The 17,191-nt window shown below is 63.7% G+C and carries 15 protein-coding genes; 5 read left to right on the forward strand and 10 right to left on the reverse strand.

Annotated elements, in window-relative coordinates:
* The first annotated feature begins 116 nt into the window (after positions 1 to 116).
* A complete protein-coding gene (locus NFH66_RS01190; protein ID WP_349607683.1) occupies positions 117 to 890 on the forward strand; it encodes a GntR family transcriptional regulator in 774 nt (257 codons plus the stop codon).
* A 110-nt stretch (positions 891 to 1,000) separates the two neighbouring features.
* Here NFH66_RS01190 and sstT read toward each other — a convergent pair whose 3' ends face one another.
* Positions 1,001 to 2,224 (reverse strand): serine/threonine transporter SstT, encoded by a 1,224-nt coding sequence (gene sstT, locus NFH66_RS01195; protein ID WP_349607685.1) that lies wholly within the window; start codon positions 2,222 to 2,224, stop codon positions 1,001 to 1,003.
* A gap of 123 nt (positions 2,225 to 2,347) precedes the next feature.
* Here sstT and NFH66_RS01200 point away from each other — a divergent pair, with 123 nt between their 5' ends.
* Positions 2,348 to 3,667, forward strand: a complete 1,320-nt coding sequence (locus NFH66_RS01200) for an IS1380 family transposase (protein ID WP_349607687.1) — start codon at positions 2,348 to 2,350, stop codon at positions 3,665 to 3,667.
* A 75-nt stretch (positions 3,668 to 3,742) separates the two neighbouring features.
* On the opposite strand, the gene NFH66_RS01205 is transcribed toward NFH66_RS01200, so the two are convergent.
* The 6 genes from NFH66_RS01205 to NFH66_RS01230 form a co-directional block, all read right to left on the reverse strand.
* On the reverse strand, positions 3,743 to 4,207 hold the full coding sequence (locus NFH66_RS01205; RefSeq protein WP_349607689.1) for a formate dehydrogenase subunit delta: 465 nt from the start codon (positions 4,205 to 4,207) through the stop codon (positions 3,743 to 3,745).
* Positions 4,201 to 5,562, reverse strand: coding sequence for an IS1380 family transposase (locus tag NFH66_RS01210; RefSeq protein WP_349607691.1), 1,362 nt, complete (start codon positions 5,560 to 5,562; stop codon positions 4,201 to 4,203). Before NFH66_RS01210 ends, NFH66_RS01205 begins: the two co-directional genes overlap by 7 nt.
* A 551-nt stretch (positions 5,563 to 6,113) precedes the next feature.
* Positions 6,114 to 7,412: a TRAP transporter large permease gene (locus tag NFH66_RS01215; protein ID WP_349607693.1), complete on the reverse strand. Its 1,299-nt coding sequence runs from the start codon at positions 7,410 to 7,412 to the stop codon at positions 6,114 to 6,116.
* Positions 7,412 to 7,939, reverse strand: a complete 528-nt coding sequence (locus tag NFH66_RS01220; protein ID WP_349607695.1) for a TRAP transporter small permease — start codon at positions 7,937 to 7,939, stop codon at positions 7,412 to 7,414. Before NFH66_RS01220 ends, NFH66_RS01215 begins: the two co-directional genes overlap by 1 nt.
* 68 nt (positions 7,940 to 8,007) lie before the next feature.
* Positions 8,008 to 9,021: a TRAP transporter substrate-binding protein DctP gene (gene dctP / locus NFH66_RS01225; protein WP_349607697.1), complete on the reverse strand. Its 1,014-nt coding sequence runs from the start codon at positions 9,019 to 9,021 to the stop codon at positions 8,008 to 8,010.
* A 274-nt stretch (positions 9,022 to 9,295) separates the two neighbouring features.
* The gene (locus tag NFH66_RS01230) at positions 9,296 to 9,691 is read right to left on the reverse strand and encodes a type 1 glutamine amidotransferase family protein (protein WP_349607699.1); all 396 of its coding nucleotides are present in this window, start codon (positions 9,689 to 9,691) and stop codon (positions 9,296 to 9,298) included.
* A gap of 102 nt (positions 9,692 to 9,793) precedes the next feature.
* On the opposite strand from NFH66_RS01230, the gene istA reads away from it, so the two are divergent.
* Both istA and istB read left to right on the forward strand, forming a co-directional pair.
* Entirely contained in the window at positions 9,794 to 11,317 is a 1,524-nt protein-coding gene (gene istA / locus NFH66_RS01235; RefSeq protein WP_502878622.1) for an IS21 family transposase, read from the forward strand.
* Positions 11,310 to 12,083 carry an IS21-like element helper ATPase IstB gene (gene istB, locus NFH66_RS01240; RefSeq protein WP_133483961.1) on the forward strand — a complete coding sequence of 258 codons (774 nt, stop codon included), beginning with the start codon at positions 11,310 to 11,312 and terminating at the stop codon, positions 12,081 to 12,083. The genes istA and istB overlap by 8 nt, the downstream gene beginning before the upstream one ends.
* A 37-nt stretch (positions 12,084 to 12,120) precedes the next feature.
* Here the strand turns inward: istB and NFH66_RS01245 are convergent, their stop codons facing one another.
* Positions 12,121 to 13,323 carry an ISL3 family transposase gene (locus tag NFH66_RS01245; RefSeq protein WP_349607353.1) on the reverse strand — a complete coding sequence of 401 codons (1,203 nt, stop codon included), beginning with the start codon at positions 13,321 to 13,323 and terminating at the stop codon, positions 12,121 to 12,123.
* A gap of 187 nt (positions 13,324 to 13,510) precedes the next feature.
* On the opposite strand from NFH66_RS01245, the gene NFH66_RS01250 reads away from it, so the two are divergent.
* Positions 13,511 to 14,176, forward strand: a complete 666-nt coding sequence (locus NFH66_RS01250) for a fumarylacetoacetate hydrolase family protein (protein WP_349607702.1) — start codon at positions 13,511 to 13,513, stop codon at positions 14,174 to 14,176.
* Between the two features lie 67 nt (positions 14,177 to 14,243).
* Here the strand turns inward: NFH66_RS01250 and speA are convergent, their stop codons facing one another.
* Both speA and NFH66_RS01260 read right to left on the reverse strand, forming a co-directional pair.
* A complete protein-coding gene (gene speA / locus NFH66_RS01255) occupies positions 14,244 to 16,166 on the reverse strand; it encodes a biosynthetic arginine decarboxylase (protein WP_349607704.1) in 1,923 nt (640 codons plus the stop codon).
* Complete coding sequence (locus tag NFH66_RS01260) at positions 16,163 to 17,122, reverse strand: homoserine kinase (protein WP_349607706.1); 960 nt, start codon at positions 17,120 to 17,122, stop codon at positions 16,163 to 16,165. The genes speA and NFH66_RS01260 overlap by 4 nt, the downstream gene beginning before the upstream one ends.
* Between the last annotated feature and the right edge of the window lie 69 nt (positions 17,123 to 17,191).

Consider the following 17,191-nt stretch of genomic DNA (forward strand, 5'->3'; position numbering starts at 1 on the left):
GGTAATCGCATTCTCTCCGGAGTGGATTCGGAACAGGATATTGGTAATACCAATATCCTGGCGTAAGATAGCGCCACATAGACCCTCGATTCCCCAAGCACCGCCGGAGCCTCGCCATGGCCTACCCGCCCCTGCGCCAGCCTCGCCTGGCCGACGTGATCACTGAGCGTCTCGAAGCGATGATCCTCGAAGGCAGCCTCCAGCCCGGCCAGAAACTGCCCCCCGAGCGCGAGCTTGCCGAGCGCTTCAACGTCTCGCGCCCCTCGCTGCGCGAAGCCATCCAGAAACTCTCTGCCCGGGGCCTGCTGACCAGCCGCCAGGGGGGTGGCACCTATATCAGCGAAGAGCTCAACAGCGGCTACAGCGACCCGCTGCTGGAGATGCTCTCGCGCCACGGCGAATTCCACCTGGACCTGCTGGAGTTTCGCGATGCCATGGAGGGCATCTCGGCCTACTACGCCGCATTGCGCTCCACCCCCACCGACAAGGCACTCCTGATCAAGCGCTTCGAGGAACTTGAGGCGCGCTTCAAGGGCTGCGACCCGGTCGAAGAGGCCAAGGCAGATGCCGCCTTTCACCTGGCCATTGCCGAATCGGCTCACAATGTCCTGCTACTACACACTATCCGCGGTATTTTCCACCTACTGGAGAAGAGTATTGTCGACAGCCTGGCCCATTTGTTTGAGAAGCCCAAGTCACGTCCTTTGCTGATGCAACAGCACCGTGCTCTGCTCGATGCCATCCTTGATGGTCGGGCCGAGGATGCCCGCGCCCGATCTCACGAGCATCTGGTCTTTGTTGAGGAGAGCCTGCTTGAAGTCGAACGCGCCGAGACTCGAGCCCAGCGAGCCTTGCGCCGAGCACAAGTCATGCCCGCGACCACCCGCTGAGGCCCGCCATATCAATGCTTTCCCGCTGTTGGGGCTACCCCTGCTCTGGCTGATGGCACTCGTCGAAATTCAGGATTGTCAGGATACCCGCTGTCAGAGTGACCATTGCGTCAATTCTGACGGCTTTCCGCAGCGCGGCAAGCTGCTGCGGTGAACAGCACGTCGGTGGAGGAGTTGAGCGCCGTCTCGGTGGAGTCCTGGACCACGCTGATCACGAAGCCGATCGCCACCACCTGCATCGCCACGTCGGTGGAGATGCCGAACAGGCTGGCGGCCATGGGGATCAGCAGCAGCGAGCCGCCGGCCACGCCGGAGACCCCGCAGGCGGCCAGCGCCGAGACCACGCACAGCAGCAGCGCGGTGGGGAAGTCCACCGGGATGCCCAGGGTGTGGGCCGCGGCCAGGGTGATCACCGAGATGGTGATCGCCGCGCCCGCCATGTTGATGGTGGCGCCCAGCGGGATGGAGATGGCGTAGGTGTCGGGGTCGAGATCGAGCCTCTCGCACAGCGCCATGTTGACCGGGATATTGGCCGCCGAGCTGCGCGTGAAGAAGGCGGTGATGGCACTGCCACGCAGGCAGGTGAAGACCAGCGGGTAGGGGTTGCGGCGGGTCTGCCAGAAGACGATCAGCGGATTGGTGACCAGCGCCACGAACAGCATGCAGCCGACGATCACGCCCAGCAGCTGGCCATACTCGAGCAGCGCTCCCAGGCCGGCCTGGGCCAGGGTATTGGCGACCAGGCCGAAGATGCCCAGCGGGGCGAAGCGTATCACCACGCGCACGATGCCGGAGATGGCCTCGGAGAGGTCGTTGAGCGTGTCGCGGGTGGCCTCGCCGGCGTGGCGCAGCATCAGGCCTAGGCCGATGGCCCAGGCCAGGATGGCGATGAAGTTGGCCTCCATCAGCGCGGTAACCGGGTTGGCAACGGCATTGAGCAGCAGGTTGCGCAGGATCTCGATGATGCCGCCCGGCGGGTTGCCACTGACCTCGGGCATGTCCAGCGTCAGGGTGGTGGGGAAGGTGAAGCTGGCCAGCACGGCGACCAGTGCCGCCACCAGGGTGCCGACCACATAGAGAAGCAGCACGCCGCGAATATGAGTGGGCTGTCCCTTGCGATGCCCGGCGATGGCTGCCGCCACCAGCACGAACACCAGGATCGGGGCCACGGCCTTGAGGGCAGAGACGAACAGCTCGCCGAGCAGCGAGAACGAGGCGGCGAGGTCGGGCGACACGACGGCGAGCAGGATACCGCAGACGATGCCGATGGCGATCTGGGTGATCAGGCCCAGGCGCAGCAGCGGACGAAGCGGTGATAATAGGTAGGATTTCATTGTAAATCTCATTTTTTGAGTATTAGACAGCCCTAACCCGGATATTGCACCGGAAATGAAAAAGGCGGCTGAAAATCGGTTATAATTCAAGCTCCTACACAAGAACCAACCGCTTCAGCCGCCATGACAAAATGTACCACGCCCACCGCCACCTTTCCACGCTGCAAAGGCCGTCAGATCACCGCCAGCTTCGATGGCGGCGAGGTCACCTCTGACGGTGGCATCCTGCTGCTGCGGCAGCTCGACCGCGAGATGGGCCTGACCCGCGCTATCGCTCGCCGGCTGAGTGATGACCGCGATCCTCAACGCTGCCTGCATCGCACCGAAACCCTGGTCCGGCAGCGCGTTTTCGGCCTGGCGCTGGGCTATGAGGACTTCAATGACCACCAGGCCCTGCGTCACGACATCGCCTTGCAGACCGCCGTCGATACCGATGGCGTGCTGGCCAGCCAGTCCACCTTGTGTCGCTTCGAGCAGCAGGCCGATCGGGACTGGGCGGCTACCATCCACGAGGAGATGATCGAGCAGTTCATCCGCTCGTTCCGGCGGCCACCCAAGAAGCCGCTCTACCTCGACTTCGATGCCACCGACGATCGGGTGCATGGCCAGCAGCTCGGGCGGCACTTCAACGGCTACTACAACCACTACATCTTCCTGCCGCTGTTCGTGTTCTGTGGCGACCAGCTGCTGGTCAGCTACCTGCGTCCGGCCTCGCTGGATGCCGCTCACCACGCCGGTGCCATCCTCGCCCTGTTGGTCCGGCGGCTGCGCCAGGCGTGGCATGAGGTGAAGATTGTCTTCCGAGGCGACAGCGGCTTCTGCCGTCCACTGATCCTCAACTGGTGTGACCGCCACGGCGTCGATTACATCATCGGCCTCGCCGGCAACAAGCGCTTGGCCAAGCTGGCTCTGGACATCGACTACACGTCGGCTATCCGCTTCGAGAAGAGTTGGGAGAAGGAGCGTGTCTTCGGCTTCATCGAGTACGCTGCCAAGAGCTGGAAGGAGCGTCGACGAAAGGTCATCGTCAAGTCCGAGACCAGCCGGCGTGGCTTCAACACCCGCTATGTGGTCACCAGCCTGCGCGGCTGCAGCGCCGAGTGGCTCTATGACCACCGCTACTGTGCCCGGGGCGAGATGGAGAACCGCATCAAGGAGCAGCAGTTCCTGTTCTCCGACCGCACCAGCTGCCACGAATGGTGGCCCAACCAGTACCGACTGCTGCTGTCGGGGTTGGCCTACCTGCTGCTGGAGCGGCTACGCCGGATTTACCTCAGGCGCACCGCCTTCGCCCAGGCCCAGGTCAACACCCTCCGCCTGAAGCTGCTGAAGATCGGCGCTGTCATCACCCGCAACACGCGCACGATTCGGCTGATGTTGAGCAGCCAGTACCCGGAGCAGGACCTCTTCCTGAAGCTGGCCAACAAGCTGGTGCCCGGATAGCGCCGCGGCGTGCTGTCCCCGGCACAGAAAAGACATGGGGGTGGGGGGAGGTGCGCCCTGAGCACAGGAACTTGATCAAAAAGCAGCCAAACTCCACCTCAGATCCCTTTTATCCCCACCGAGCCTGGCATCTGGGGACTTCTGACTGACCCGGTGCAACATCCGGGCTAACTCGGTGCTGTCATTGCCCTGGCAGGCGATCAGGCTCTGCTTCATCGGCCGGGCCCAGAAGGCCTCCAGATGGTGGCGGATGGCCTCCACGGCTTGGGCCTCGTCACGACCACTATAGTGGACCCTGAAATCAACCTGATTCCGTAAAGCCAGCGCCGACACTTCCCCCATCACCGCCAGCGAGCATTTTTTGACCGCCGATTCCGTCTCAACCGCTGAACGCATCCCGGGGAGGACCAACCATGGCGACGCTGACCGACGAGAGCAGCCCATTTTGACAGGCATTTCTACCCGCCGGACACGGTGATACTGGCTGCCGGTGACCGTCAGCTCTCTGCGTGGTGCCTTTGTCCGACAGACGATCAGCATGGCGTGCCTCGGGGATAGCGCAGGCGGCTTCGCAAGGTGTTCAATACCGTCATGCGTCCGATGTCCTGCCCGAAGTCGAGGATGATCTGCCGCGCCTTGTGAATCACGAGCGCCGCACGATGCACCAGCTCTTGTAGCACGGTGCGGATCCGGCGCCGCTTGGCGGGATGGCGCACCGGGCTCAGCTCGCCGGTCATGCCCAGCTGCCCCATCAGCCGCAGGATGTTGTAGGCCAGCTGGGCGAGGTGCAGGATCAGATCGTTGGTGGCGAACTTGCCCGACGGCAGCCGCTCCAGGTCGAGATCGGTCTTGATCTCACTGTGGAATTGCTCGTGGGTGGCATGCGCCTGGTAGCGTTTGATCACCGCCTCCGGCGCCTCGTCCAGGCTGGTCCACCAGCCTTCCAACTCATAGTCCGGTTCGAGCAGCAACTGGCCATCGCGATCGGCGGTGCGCTCTACCAGGCGCATCACGCGTTGGACGACGTATTCGGTCTTGTTGTCGTCGTGGATCGAGACGGTCTGCGTCCACAGCGCCTGGCGCTTGCCAGGACGCAGCTCTTCCCAGTAGTCCGCCGCCACAGCCAACCAGGTATCCTGATCCGCCGTGGCCGAGCCGCGCGGGTTCCATTTGACGACATAGTCGAGCCGGCGCCCCTCGTCGGCAAAGACCTGGCGCTGCTGTTCGAGAAGCGCCAGGTGCGCCTGGCTGTCGAAGCCGCTGTCCTCGCGTAACAGGATCGGTTGCTTGGTCAGGCCTTGGGCGCGAGGCAGTACCCGCTCCAGGAAGGCGTTGCTCTCCTTCATGGTGTGCTGCTGGCCAGGCCGCAGTTCCAGACCCAGGCACCACCCTTCGTTGCCCAGATAGGCGGCGATCGGGGTGTAGCCATCGACCTTCTGGTAGGTCCGCGAGACGCCTTCCTTCTTCGAGTTGCTGTTGTCCATGACGAAGGTGTCGATGTCCAGGCAGACGTGCGTCGTCTCGGCGGTGATCGGTGCTTCGATCAGTGACAGCAGGGTCGTGGACCAGGTGGCGGTGTGCGCCTGCAGGTCGTTGGCGGCAAGTTTCTCCAGCCGCTGTCGCAGCGTCGCCGCGCTCGGCACCTTCTGCAGGGTCAGCAGTTGTTGGAGGGGCTTGTCGCGGCGGAAGTTCTCGACAGCGTCATAGTCGCTCATGCCCAGACACAGCAGGCCCAGGTAGCTCTTGACCACATCGCTGGTGCGCATGCCCAGCGTGGTGGGGAAGCGCCCGTCGATGCTGTCGACGCCAGCGATCTCGAAGCATTGCCCGATGATGGACAGCCCGGCGTGGCTGGTGAGGGTGCGGCGACTGGCGCGGAACTTGACGTTGGGCATGGCACTGTCTGGGTGAATGGCGATATTCGCTATATTGCCATGCAGTTCAGTAGGTTAGAAGCATTCTTGGGGGCCGGTCTCACGGGTTCAGGATCAAGACACTGGTTTAAGATATGCCGAGGCCGATTTCGAAGGGACCAGAGATGTCGAAACAGAAACGTAACACCCACTCACCGGAGCTGAAGGCCAAGGGCCATGGCCGCTTCCGGGGCAGTGGGCGATGATAGAGGCGGCAAAGGTGCTGCCAGGCTATACCCCCGGTCGCCGCGGGAAGGTCTCGGCGCCGTGAGGGGCACCCCAATGTCGGGATGAGTGTCGTTGCCTCTGATGCCCGGCTCTCATGAACTTACGATCACTTCATAAGCGGCACATGAGTTGAAGTTCATTCATCCGTTACATCATCGTTCACAGACTGAAGGATGTTAGTGCTGGCCCTCTCCGCCTTGACCGCTAAAAAACTTACGGCATAGCTATCGTAACGAGAGCTCCTTTACCCACCCGCTTTGGCTCCCCGGTCATGTAGGTTGTGTGAGGAGCTCCAAGTATCTTTTTTAGTTAATAAAACCAAGCTGACGCGGCAGAAAGAGAGAAAGCTCCGGCACGAAGGTGGTAATCAGCATCACCGGGATACCCACGAAGGCGATCAACTGCAGCGCCGGCGAGAAGGCCTTATGGATCGACACCCGTCCGATTCGGCAGGCCATGTAGAGGATTGGCGCCACCGGTGGGCTGTTGGCCCCGATCACCACCGAGCAGGCGACGATGGCGCCGAAGTGCACCGGGTGGACGCCGGTATCGACCATCAGCGGCAGGAACAGAGGCGCGACCACAACGGTGACAGAGACATCGTCGAGTAGGGCACCCGCCAGCACCAGGAACACGTTCACCGCAATCAGAATCAGCAGCGGGTTCTGGATCAGGGTGGTGATCAACTGGGTAAGGTCCTGCGGCACACGCTCGAAGGCCAGGATGCGGCCGATCATGAAGGAAAAGAGCAGGATCAGGATGATAGAGCCGGTGGTCTCCGCGGCGGCGATGATGCTTCGTGTGAAGTGCTGGAAGGACTGGTCGCGGTAGACCAGGAAGCCGATGACGATGGCCGCGAAGGCCGCCACGGCCGCCGCCTCGGTGGGTGTGAATACACCGCCGTAGATCCCACCAAGGATAATGAAGGGCAGGCTCAGTGCGGGCAACGCCCGCCAGGTGGCTCGGGCCTTGGAGGGCGCCTGGCCAGGCGGATGTGCCGTGCCGGCCACTTCCTGGAAGAGTCGGCCCGCCGCCAGGCGGTTGACCAGGATCAGTCCCAGGATCAGCAGCAGTGCTGGACCCACCGTGGCCGCGAACAGCGCCGCCACCGATTGTCGGGTCACCACGGCGAAGAGGATCATGGTGATCGATGGTGGAATCAGGATGCCCAGCAGAGACGAGATGCCGAGCAGTGCCGAGGAGTAGCCGCGAGGATAGCCACGTTGCTCCAGCGGGCCAATCATGATGGTACCGATGGAAGCCACCGCGGCGGTAGCGGTGCCAGCGATGGCACCGAACACACCGGATGCCAGGACCATGGAAGCGCCCATACCCCCACGCCGCTTGCCGACCAGTGTCTCGATGAAGGTCACCAGGCGGCTGGCGATGCCGCCACTCTGCATAAGGTAGCCGGTGAGCACGAACAGTGGCAGGGCGATCAGGATCACCGAATCCACCGAACGAAAGCCTTGCATCATCAGGGTATCGAGGTTGGCATCATAGGCCATGGCCAGGTAGGCCAGCACGCCGGCGAAGGACCAGGCGATGGGCACGCCAAGTCCCATGAGCACCAGCAGCAGCAGGATGGCGAATAAGCCTTCCATCAGGATTCCTCCCTGGTCAATCCATAGCTGTCGCGGGCGACTCGCAGATCGACGATTCCTACCCAGAGGTCGCGTATCGCGTAACAGCAACAACCCACGCTAGCAAGCATGATGGCCGCCTGGGAGATCCATAGCGGAATCGACAGTTCAGGAGTGTGCTGGGGGCGCTGCACGCCCCAGGCGAGCATGCGCTGGGACCAGTAGACGAAGCAGGCGCTGATAACCACGACGATCAGCGCCACCAGCACCCGGTGCAGTGCCTTGACTCGAGCGTCGCGCAGCTGCAGTTCAAGGAAGTCCACCACCAGGTGCTCATGGCGACGGCTCGCGATCATGGCCCCGGTCATGTAGAGCCACATGCCGGCCAACATAACCAGCTCAAGGGTGCCGACCAGTGACCAGCCAAAGACGTAGCGCGCCAGGATCAAGAAGAGCATTAGTCCCACGACAAGCAGACTCGTCACGACGGCAATGGCGTTGAGCAGCCAACCGATCTTCTCGTCCAGGGCCTTGAGGAAGGGTTGCATGGAAGGGCCCTCACAACAGGGGCGCCGGCACGTGAAGTGGGCCGGCGCAGGGGTTCAGGTACGCAGCATCACAGCGGCGTGGCGTTGGTTCGAATGGTGTCCATGATCTCGCTGCCCAGTTCCTCTTCCATGAGTGGCCAGACCTGCTCGCGGGCACGACGAGCAAAGTCCCGGAGGGTCTCCTCGGGCAGGGTGTGGTACTCCATGCCGTCTTCCTGAGCCTTGGCGATGTAGTACTCGTCACGCTCACGGGCGTCGACGAACTGCTGCTTCATAACCATCTGGGCCGCCTCGCTGACCACCTGCTGATGTGCTTCGCTCAGGCGCTCATAGCTGTCCATGTTCATGGTCAGGATGCCGGTCATGAAGAAGTGCTTGGTGTGGACGTAGTGATCCAAGGTGTCGCGGAAGTATTCATAGGGCCAGTAAATGACATTGCCCGCTTCGCCGTCGACCACACCGGTCTGGAGGGCGGTGTAGACCTCCCCCCAGTCGATGGCGGCGGTCTGGTAGCCTAGGGCTTGCATGGTCTGCGGCGCCGGGAAGACGGTCATGGTACGCACCGCCAGCCCCTCGGCACTCTCGATATCGAGCGCATACTGGCCGCGCGAAGCCACGCCGTTGAATCCCTCGGGCCAGGGGCCGAAGAACTTCAGGCCGATATCGGCGAAGACGTCGCCAAGCAATTCGTTGACCCAGCCTCCAGGGCTATAGGCCTCGATGGCCTCGTCCCAGGATAGTGTCATGTAGGGGGTATAGATGACGCCGATGCGCTTGTCGTAGGAGGTCATCGGCCAGCTGAGCATCATGTCGATGCCGCCGGCAACCAGGAGGTCGAAGACCTCCTGTTGCCCGCCCAGCTCGTTCTGGTAGTAGACCTCGACCGCGAGCTCGCCGTTCGACTTCTCTTCGATCAGCCGGCTCCATTCATCAAGGGTGTCGCCGGCTGGGGATCCTTGTGTGCCCGAGTCGGTGACCAGGCGAAGGGTCGCAGCTTCGGCTGCGAGCGAGGCGCCGGCGAGGAAGAGAGCGCCGGACATGGCGGTGATGGTGGCGAAAGCTCTCAGATACTTAGCTGTCATGACACGATCTCACGTTGTTTGTTTTATAGTGGGCAGAATTGGTTTACCTGCTCACAGGGCGCTCGGTCAAACCAGGACACAACCCTATCGCATCAAAAGAATTAATAAAAAATAGCGTTATTTTGATAAAAAAATCTATTCATATAAGTATAGCCAGTGAATAACACTGCATATTTACCAAAGCCTAGGGTGCCGGCGACTGCCATCTATCTGACATGGTGTCGCCGTTGCGCTCGTGGATGTCGCTTCAAGGACCTGAACTCAAGCCATAAGCTCAACGTCGACGGCATCCAGGGTTCCTGAGTATTTCCCCCGGAACACCTGCGCCAATGCCTGATAGTCGAGCCATGTCCCAGGCGGTCATCCTGCTTCCTGGCAACCTTGCACAGATGTCATACCCCCTGAATTTCAGCACGCCTCCGACGACCACCAGATAGTCGAACTCGGCGGGATCCCGGAACCGCTCGCAGGGAGAGATGGCGGCACCGCTGCTGGAAAGCACCGACTCGCTGGCGCTGCTCATGAAGGTCCAGTGGCAGCGCACCTGACGGCTACGATCCCCCACATCGGCCGCCAGGCGCAGGCAGTCGACGAAGGCGGCGAAGGGGAGTAGCGTGAAGCGGTGCAACAGCACGAAACCGACCGAGAGGGGCTCTTCGGTCCGACACACGCTCCTGGTATAGAGCGACAATTACTCTGGCCGGCCGACGACAACTACTGTGACCGGTTGCCCTAAGCTTGACCGCTTGTCCCGACCCACCAGGGAGCCGGTATGGCGGTCACCAGCCAACAGGTCACGCTCTATATGTCGCAACGTCAACAAGGCCAGACCCAGGAGGTCGCCGCCGCCAAGGCCGGCCTCTCCGTTAGAACCGCTCGCCGCCTCGAACGCCGGGCCGAGTCCTCCGAGCCGCAGGCATCACGACACTGGCGAACCCGGCCCGACCCCTTCGCTGAGGTGTGGGAGACCGCACTCGTCCCCCAGCTGGCCGCCACCCCGGGCTTGCAAGCACTGACCCTGCTGGAGTGGTTGCAGGAGCAGCACCCCGGCCAGTACCCGGACAGCCTGCTGCGAACCCTGCAGCGCCGGGTCAAGGGCTGGCGAGCCGCGCACGGCCCGGAGAAAGAGGTAATGTTCCCGCAAACCCATGGCCCCGGGCTGCGCGGCCTCTCCGACTTCACCGAACTCAAGGGGATTGTCATTACCGTGGCAGGGGAGCTGCTTGATCACCGGCTCTACCACTTCCGCCTGGCCTACAGCGGCTGGTGTTATGTCCGGGTGGTGCTCGGTGGCGAGAGCTACCCGGCGCTGGCTGAAGGCCTGACCCGTGCGCTGGAGCGCCTTGGCGGTGTCCCCGCGGAGCACCGCACCGACAGCTTGTCGGCGGCCTTCCGCAACCTCGGCCGGGAGGCGGAAGCCGACCTCACCGAGCGTTATGCTGCCCTGTGCGCTCACTACGGCATGACGGCCACCCGCAACAACCCGGGGCGCGGCCATGAAAACGCCAGCATCGAGTCGCCGCATGGTCACTTCAAGCGGCGCCTGCAGCAGCGCCTGGCGCTGCGTGGCTCCCAGGACTTCGCCAGCCTCGATGACTATCAGGCGTTCCTCGATGAGGTGGCCGCCGCGATCAACCGCCGCAACGCGGCCCGCATCACCGTCGAGCGTGGCGCGCTGCAGCCACTGCCCAGCCGGCCCGGTACCGACTACAGCGAGGTGACGGTGCGCGTCACCACCTCCAGCACTATCCAGGTGCGCAAGGTGCTCTACTCGGTGCCGTCCCGGCTGATCGGCGAGAACCTGCGGGTGCACCTTTACGATGATCGCTTGGTGCTGCATCACGCACAGCAAGCATTGCTGACGCTGAGGCGGCTGCATGCCACGCCGGAAAGCGGCCGGTTGCGGGTCATCGATTACCGCCATGTGATCGGCTGGCTGGTCCGCAAGCCCCGGGCGCTGGCGGGGCTGACGTTCCGCGACGACCTGTTGCCGAGTGCGGAGTGGCGCGAGCTGTACGCCCGGCTGACCGCCGCCTTGCCGGTCGCCGAGGCCTGCAAGCGCATCGTTGGCGCTCTGGCGTTGGCCGCCGAGCAGGACCAGGCCGAGGCGATCGCCAGTTACTGGCTGGGCGCCCTGGCGCGCGGGAAGAGCCCGACGCTGGCCGAGCTCCAGGCCCGCTTCGCCGCCACGCCGAGCGCCACGCTGGTTTTCCCCCAGGTGACTCAGCATGACATCGCCAGCTACAACCATCTGGTGCCCAGCGTGCCGACCACAGAGGTGGGCTGCCATGCCTGATGCCCAGACGCTGCCGCTGCTACTGCGACAGCTCCGCCTGCCCACCATGGCCGCCTGCTGGCCCCAGCTGGAAACCCGCGCCCGAGCCGAAAACTGGAGCCTGCCACAAACACTGGCCGCCCTATGCGAGCACGAGCTGGCCGAGCGTGAGCGACGCCGGCTGGCCCGGCACCTCAAGGAGGCCCGGCTGCCGGTGGGCAAGACGCTGGAGTCCTTCGAGTTCGACGCCATCGCGGCCGAGCAGCGCCGGCAACTGAGCGCCTTGGCCGGCGACACGCAGTGGGTCGACCAGGCTCACAACCTGCTGCTGTTTGGGCCCTCCGGCGTCGGCAAGAGCCACGTGGCGGCCGGGCTCGGGCATACGCTGGTCGACCAGGGTTACCGGGTGCGCTACGCCACCGCCTCAAGCCTGGTCCAGGAGCTCCAGGCTGCCAAGCAGGCACTGCGCCTGAGCGACGCCCTGATCAAGCTCGACAAGTACGCCGTGCTGGTGATCGACGATATCGGCTACGTCCAACGCAGCGAGGCCGAGACGTCAGTGCTGTTCGAGCTGATCGCCCATCGCTACGAGTCGGCCAGCCTGATCATCACCGCCAACCAGCCGTTCAGCGCCTGGGACAGTATCTTCCCCGACAGCATGATGGCCGTGGCCGCCATCGACCGGTTGGTGCACCACGCCACGCTGATGGAGCTGAGCGGGGAAAGCTACCGTAAGCGTGCTTATCAACGTCAATTACAAGGAGGAAAAGCTGGGTCGTCGGACTGACGACAACTACCCCACCCAACCGGCCATTTTAATTGGTTCATCGCATTTTGCCGGGAAACGCGGCACGGATCTTCAGGAAGAAGTACGCCGTGTCGCGGTACCCGTAGGCCATCCGCTTGATGACCTTGATTCGGTTGTTCATACCTTCCAGCACGCTGGTGTTTAGCCGGTGGCGAGCACTGGATACGATGCCATCCAAGTAGGGCTCCAGCTTCTTGGTGAAGCGCACCAAGGCGTCGATACCGCTGCTCAACGCCATACCGGCCCACTCTTGCCAACCGCTGCGTGCCGTCGCCTCGTCCTCGGCAAACCACAGTGTCTTGAGCTGGTCTTTGAGCAGATACACCTTGGTCAGTGAGGCATTGGCGGCCAGCAGTTCCTCCAGCTTCACCGCTTGCTCAGGCTTGAGGTTGTCTTGATTGCGCAGCAGCAGCCAGCGGCTGCCCTTGATCACCTTGCGGGCCGCCTTGTCGTCGCGCAGCTGATTGGCCTGATCGACGCGCACCCGGTCCATCACTTCACGCCCGTACTTGGCCACGACATGGAAGCGGTCGTAGACCACCTCGGCGTTAGGGCACTGGTCCTTCACTTCGAGATCGAAAGACGCGTTCATGTCCATGGCGACGGCCTCGATCTGCTGTCGCGCATCACCCAACCATTCGAAGAACGGGCGGATCGCCTCCCGGGAGCGACCTTCGCCGATCCACACCACCTGCTGGGTGTCGGCACACGCAATCACCGTGGCGTAGCGGTGCCCCTTGTGGAGGGCGAACTCGTCCATCATCAGGCGACGCAGCCGCGTCGGGTCCGGCGCCGGCAGGTCACGCTGTAGGCGCTGCTTATCGATGGCCTTGACGGTATGCCAGTGCAGGCCGACCAAGTCGGCGACATGCCGGATCGGCAGCAACTCGACCAGACGCTCCACCCACTGGCGCAGCGTGGTGGTCACCGGTGAACGACCCGGCAACCAGTCAATGCGCTCGCGTGTCGGGCCGCAGACGGGGCAGCGCAGGCGACGTACCGGCACCTCCAGCTCCACCCGGTAGATCAGCAACGGCGCCTCTCGGACGCGACGGTGATGCACGTCATGGACGAGAAAGCAGGCATGGTCACAGCCGCTGCAGACTGGCGGGATCAGGTCATCAGGCGCCAACTGGAGCCGTAGTGTTTGCTCATCCAGGAATTCGTGATGGGCGACGGTGAAACCTTTCCAGAACAGGCAGAGCGGGGTAGCATCCATGGCAACGGCGGTATCCGTAGGCTGGGGTTTGTGGTGAACATCAGTTTACTCGGATTTACCGCCGTTTCTCTATCCCGCCTCTGCCTAAGGTTGCTTCGCTTTCACGCCAGTCTGCGAAGAACCTTTTAATTGTCGCCAAGCGGCCAAAGTAGTTGACGTCGCATACCCAGATAAGGAGAAAATTTCCATGCGCTTTGTCCCACGCTTCACCGACGGCCAGGCCTATCCCGAGCGGCTCGGCAAGATCGTCTGCGTCGGCCGCAACTACGCCGACCATGCCCGAGAGCTCGACAATCCGGTGCCCAGCGAGCCGCTGCTGTTCATCAAGCCGGCGACCGCTGCCGTGATGCTGGAGGCGCCGGTCGAAGCGCCCTTCGACCGGGGCGAGGTGCACTACGAGACCGAGCTGGCGCTGCTGATCGGAGAGGAGCTTACCTACGTCACCGCCGACGAGGCGGAGCGTGCGGTGGTGGGCATCGGGTTGGCCCTGGACCTGACCCTGCGTGATGTCCAGTCACGGCTCAAGGAGAAGGGGCACCCCTGGGAGATCGCCAAGGCCTTTGATGGCGCCTGCCCGTTGTCGAACTTCCTGCCGCTCTCCCAGGTGCCCAACTGGAGCGCGCTCTCCTTTACCCTGGAGGTGGACGGCGAGAGGCGCCAGCATGGTGAAGGCGCCGACATGCTCTTTCCCGTGCCGACCCTGCTGGCCGAGATGAGTCGCCACTTCACCCTGCAGCCGGGCGATGTGGTGCTTACCGGCACGCCCGCAGGGGTCGGCCCGCTGGAGCGCGGCAGCGAGCTGCGCTTCACCCTGACCGGCGGCCTGGAGGTGACCACCCGCGTGGTGGAGTAGTGTTAGTCAGTAGGCCCCCCTCTTCGATCTGTCCCCGGCGCCTTCTCGCTCTGCTCTTTTGGCGCAGTCACTCGAGGTAGGTATAGCCCGCCAGGCCCTCGGAGAGGTCGTCAAGGAAGCGCTCCTGCTCGGCCAATTCCAGGCCGCTGGCGGCGAGCTGCTCGGCCAGGTGGCGGCGCAGCACCTCGGCGTCGAAGTTGACGTAGCTCAGCACGTCGGCCACTCGGTCGCCCTGCTGGATATGGCTCAGGGTCCAGCTGCCGTCGTCGTTGAGGGTGGCGTCCACCGAGTCGGTATCGCCGAACAGGTTGTGCAGGTCGCCGAGGATCTCCTGATAGGCGCCCACCATGAAGAAGCCCAGCAGCTTCTCGTCGCCTTCTTGCCACTCCGGCAGGGGTAGGGTGGTCTCCACGCCCTGGCCGTCCACGTAGCCATCGATGCGGCCATCGCTGTCGCAGGTGATGTCCTGGATGACGCCGCGGCGTACCGGCTCCTGGTCGAGGCCGGAGAGCGGCATCACCGGGAAGATCTGCTGGATGCCCCAGACGTCGGGCACCGACTGGAACAGCGAGAAGTTGACGAATAGCTTGTCGGCGAGCTTCTCGGCCAGTTCGTCGTTGATCTCGCGATGCACCCGGTTACGGGTGTCGAGCCGGGCACGCAGCCGGGCGCAGGCGGCGAAATAGACGGCCTCGCCCTCGGCGCGAGCGGTGATATTGGTCAGCCCCATCACGAAGCGCTCATGCAGGTCGCCCATGGCCTGCACCAGGTCGTGCCAGGCCTCCACCAGGCCGCGCTGGTCGGGTGAGGCGCCGAGCAGGTCGTGGACCCGCCACAACTCGTCCAACTGGGGGTCGCCCTCGACCCGGCGCGCAGGAGCGGCTTCGCTGACCCGCTCCTCCCCGATCACATTACTGATCAGGACCGCATGGTGCGCGGTCAGCGCCCGGCCCGACTCGCTGATCAGGTGCGGTTGCGGCAGACCGTGCTCCTGGCAGGCCAGGCGGAAGGCGTAGACCACGTTACGGGCGTACTCGAGCATCGAGTAGTTGGCCGAGCAGAAGCTGCGCGAACGGGTCCCCTCGTAGTCGACCCCCAGTCCCCCGCCCACGTCCACAGTGTCCACCGGAGCGCCCAGCTCGATCAGGCTTTGATAGAAACGCGCGCACTCGCGCAGGCCGCGCTGGATGTCACGGATATTGGCGATCTGGGAGCCCAGGTGGAAGTGCACCAACTGCAGGCTGGCCAGGGCATCGGCCTCGCGCAGCTGCTCCACCACCGCCAGGATCTGGCTGGCGGTGAGGCCGAACTTGGATTTCTCGCCGCCGGTGTTCTGCCAGCGCCCGCGGCCCACGCTGGCCAGGCGGGCACGCAGGCCGATGCGCGGCGTGACGCCGAGCGCGGCGGCCTCCTCGAGGATCAGCGGCAGCTCGGAGAGCTTCTCCACCACCAGGTAGACGCGGTGGCCGAGCTTCTCGCCCATCAGCGCCAGGCGCACGTATTCGCGATCCTTGTAGCCGTTGCAGACGATCAGCGAGGGGCCGTCGCCGGAGAGTGCCAGCACGGCGAGCAGTTCGGGCTTGCTGCCGGCTTCCAGGCCCACCCGGTCGCGACCGCGTTCGGGGGTGGCAAGGATCTCTTCCACCACCCGGCGCTGCTGGTTGACCTTGATGGGGTAGACCGCGGTGTAGCCACCGCCGAAGTTCTCTTCGGCCATGGCGGTGTCGAAGGCGTGACAGAGCTGCTCGACCCGATCGTGGAGGATGTCGATGAAGCGCACCAGCACCGGCAGGCGCAGGCCGGCGGCCTTGAGCTCGACCACCAGGTCATCCAGCGGCAGGGCGGGGCCCTCGGTCTCGCTGCCCAGGGGGCGTACCAGGGCGTGGCCGGAGTCATCCACGTCGAAGTAACCGCTGCCCCACTGGTCGATATTCCAGACGCGTCGCGCGCGCCGCGCCGGGCTTCCGGTACTGGCCATGGGTCGACTCATGAATCTGCCTCCGGCAGGGGCAGCGCAGCGTGATCGATGCGCGCCTTGAGGATGGTGCGGAACCGCTCGGGGTCATGGGGGGTGAGGTCGTGGGCCGGTGGGTCCACGTAGATCACCAGCAGGCGTGAGAGCCAGTAGCGCAGCGCGGTCATGCGCAGCATCATCGGCCAGACGTCGCGCTCGGCGGCGGTCAGCGGGCGGTGTGCCTGGTAGGCGGCGAGGATGGCGTCGTGGCGTTCGGCGTTCAGGCGGCCGTCGGCATCGCTGGCCCAGTCGTTGATGACGATGGCCAGGTCGAACAGCAGGTCGCCGGTGCAGCCGTTGTAGAAATCGATGATGCCGCCCAGGCGCTCGCCCTCGAACAGGGTATTGTCGCGGAACAGATCGCCGTGTAACGCGCCTTGTGGCAGCTCGACAACGTTGTTGAAGATATCCTCATAGGTCTCCACCTCATCCTTCATCAGCGTCTGGTCAGCCGCGGAGAGATAGCCATGTACCTTGGGGTGAAGAGCCACCAGCCAATGGAGATCGCGAGGATTGGGACGATGGCCGGTGAAGTGTTGCGAGATGGCGTGCAGGCGTCCCAGTACGCTACCCAGCTCATGGCACTGGGCCAGATTCGGTTCGAGCGGGTGCTTGCCGGGCAGCCTCGGGAACAGCAGTGCCGGCTTGCCAGCCAGGTTATGCAGGGCCACGCCCTCACGGTCGTGCAGGGGGCCGGGCACCGGCAGGCGATGCTCGTCGAGATAGTCGAGCAGGTCGACGAAGAACGGCAGCTCCTCGTGTTCCCCCTGCTCGAACAGGGTCAGCACCAGCTCGCGCTGGTCAGTGGTGACGAAGAAGGTGCTGTTCTCGGTGCCGGCGGGAACGCCCTCCAGGGAGACCAGTGAGCCGGCGTCGAAGCGGCTCAGGAAGGCCTCGACCTGGGACTCGGTCAGCGGTGTGAATACGGCCATGTGTCTCTCACCCGGGAATGCCAAGCCGCCTATTGTAGCGACTTGCGAGTGTGATGCACGCGTCGTCTA

Origin of the sequence: Halomonas sp. H10-9-1 (assembly GCF_040147005.1) — a bacterium.
GTDB lineage: Bacteria > Pseudomonadota > Gammaproteobacteria > Pseudomonadales > Halomonadaceae > Halomonas.

Bases quoted from the DNA above. Each gene is read 5' to 3' on its own strand.
- dctP (WP_349607697.1), bottom strand. From the start codon at position 9,021: ATGACAGCTAAGTATCTGAGAGCTTTCGCCACCATCACCGCCATGTCC.
- NFH66_RS01260 (WP_349607706.1), bottom strand. From the start codon at position 17,122: ATGGCCGTATTCACACCGCTGACCGAGTCCCAGGTCGAGGCCTTCCTG.
- NFH66_RS01220 (WP_349607695.1), bottom strand. From the start codon at position 7,939: ATGCAACCCTTCCTCAAGGCCCTGGACGAGAAGATCGGTTGGCTGCTC.
- NFH66_RS01245 (WP_349607353.1), bottom strand. From the start codon at position 13,323: ATGGATGCTACCCCGCTCTGCCTGTTCTGGAAAGGTTTCACCGTCGCC.
- NFH66_RS01215 (WP_349607693.1), bottom strand. From the start codon at position 7,412: ATGGAAGGCTTATTCGCCATCCTGCTGCTGCTGGTGCTCATGGGACTT.
- NFH66_RS01200 (WP_349607687.1), top strand. From the start codon at position 2,348: ATGACAAAATGTACCACGCCCACCGCCACCTTTCCACGCTGCAAAGGC.
- sstT (WP_349607685.1), bottom strand. From the start codon at position 2,224: ATGAAATCCTACCTATTATCACCGCTTCGTCCGCTGCTGCGCCTGGGC.
- NFH66_RS01250 (WP_349607702.1), top strand. From the start codon at position 13,511: ATGCGCTTTGTCCCACGCTTCACCGACGGCCAGGCCTATCCCGAGCGG.
- NFH66_RS01210 (WP_349607691.1), bottom strand. From the start codon at position 5,562: ATGCCCAACGTCAAGTTCCGCGCCAGTCGCCGCACCCTCACCAGCCAC.
- NFH66_RS01205 (WP_349607689.1), bottom strand. From the start codon at position 4,207: ATGCTGATCGTCTGTCGGACAAAGGCACCACGCAGAGAGCTGACGGTC.
- speA (WP_349607704.1), bottom strand. From the start codon at position 16,166: ATGAGTCGACCCATGGCCAGTACCGGAAGCCCGGCGCGGCGCGCGCGA.
- istB (WP_133483961.1), top strand. From the start codon at position 11,310: ATGCCTGATGCCCAGACGCTGCCGCTGCTACTGCGACAGCTCCGCCTG.
- istA (WP_502878622.1), top strand. From the start codon at position 9,794: ATGGCGGTCACCAGCCAACAGGTCACGCTCTATATGTCGCAACGTCAA.
- NFH66_RS01190 (WP_349607683.1), top strand. From the start codon at position 117: ATGGCCTACCCGCCCCTGCGCCAGCCTCGCCTGGCCGACGTGATCACT.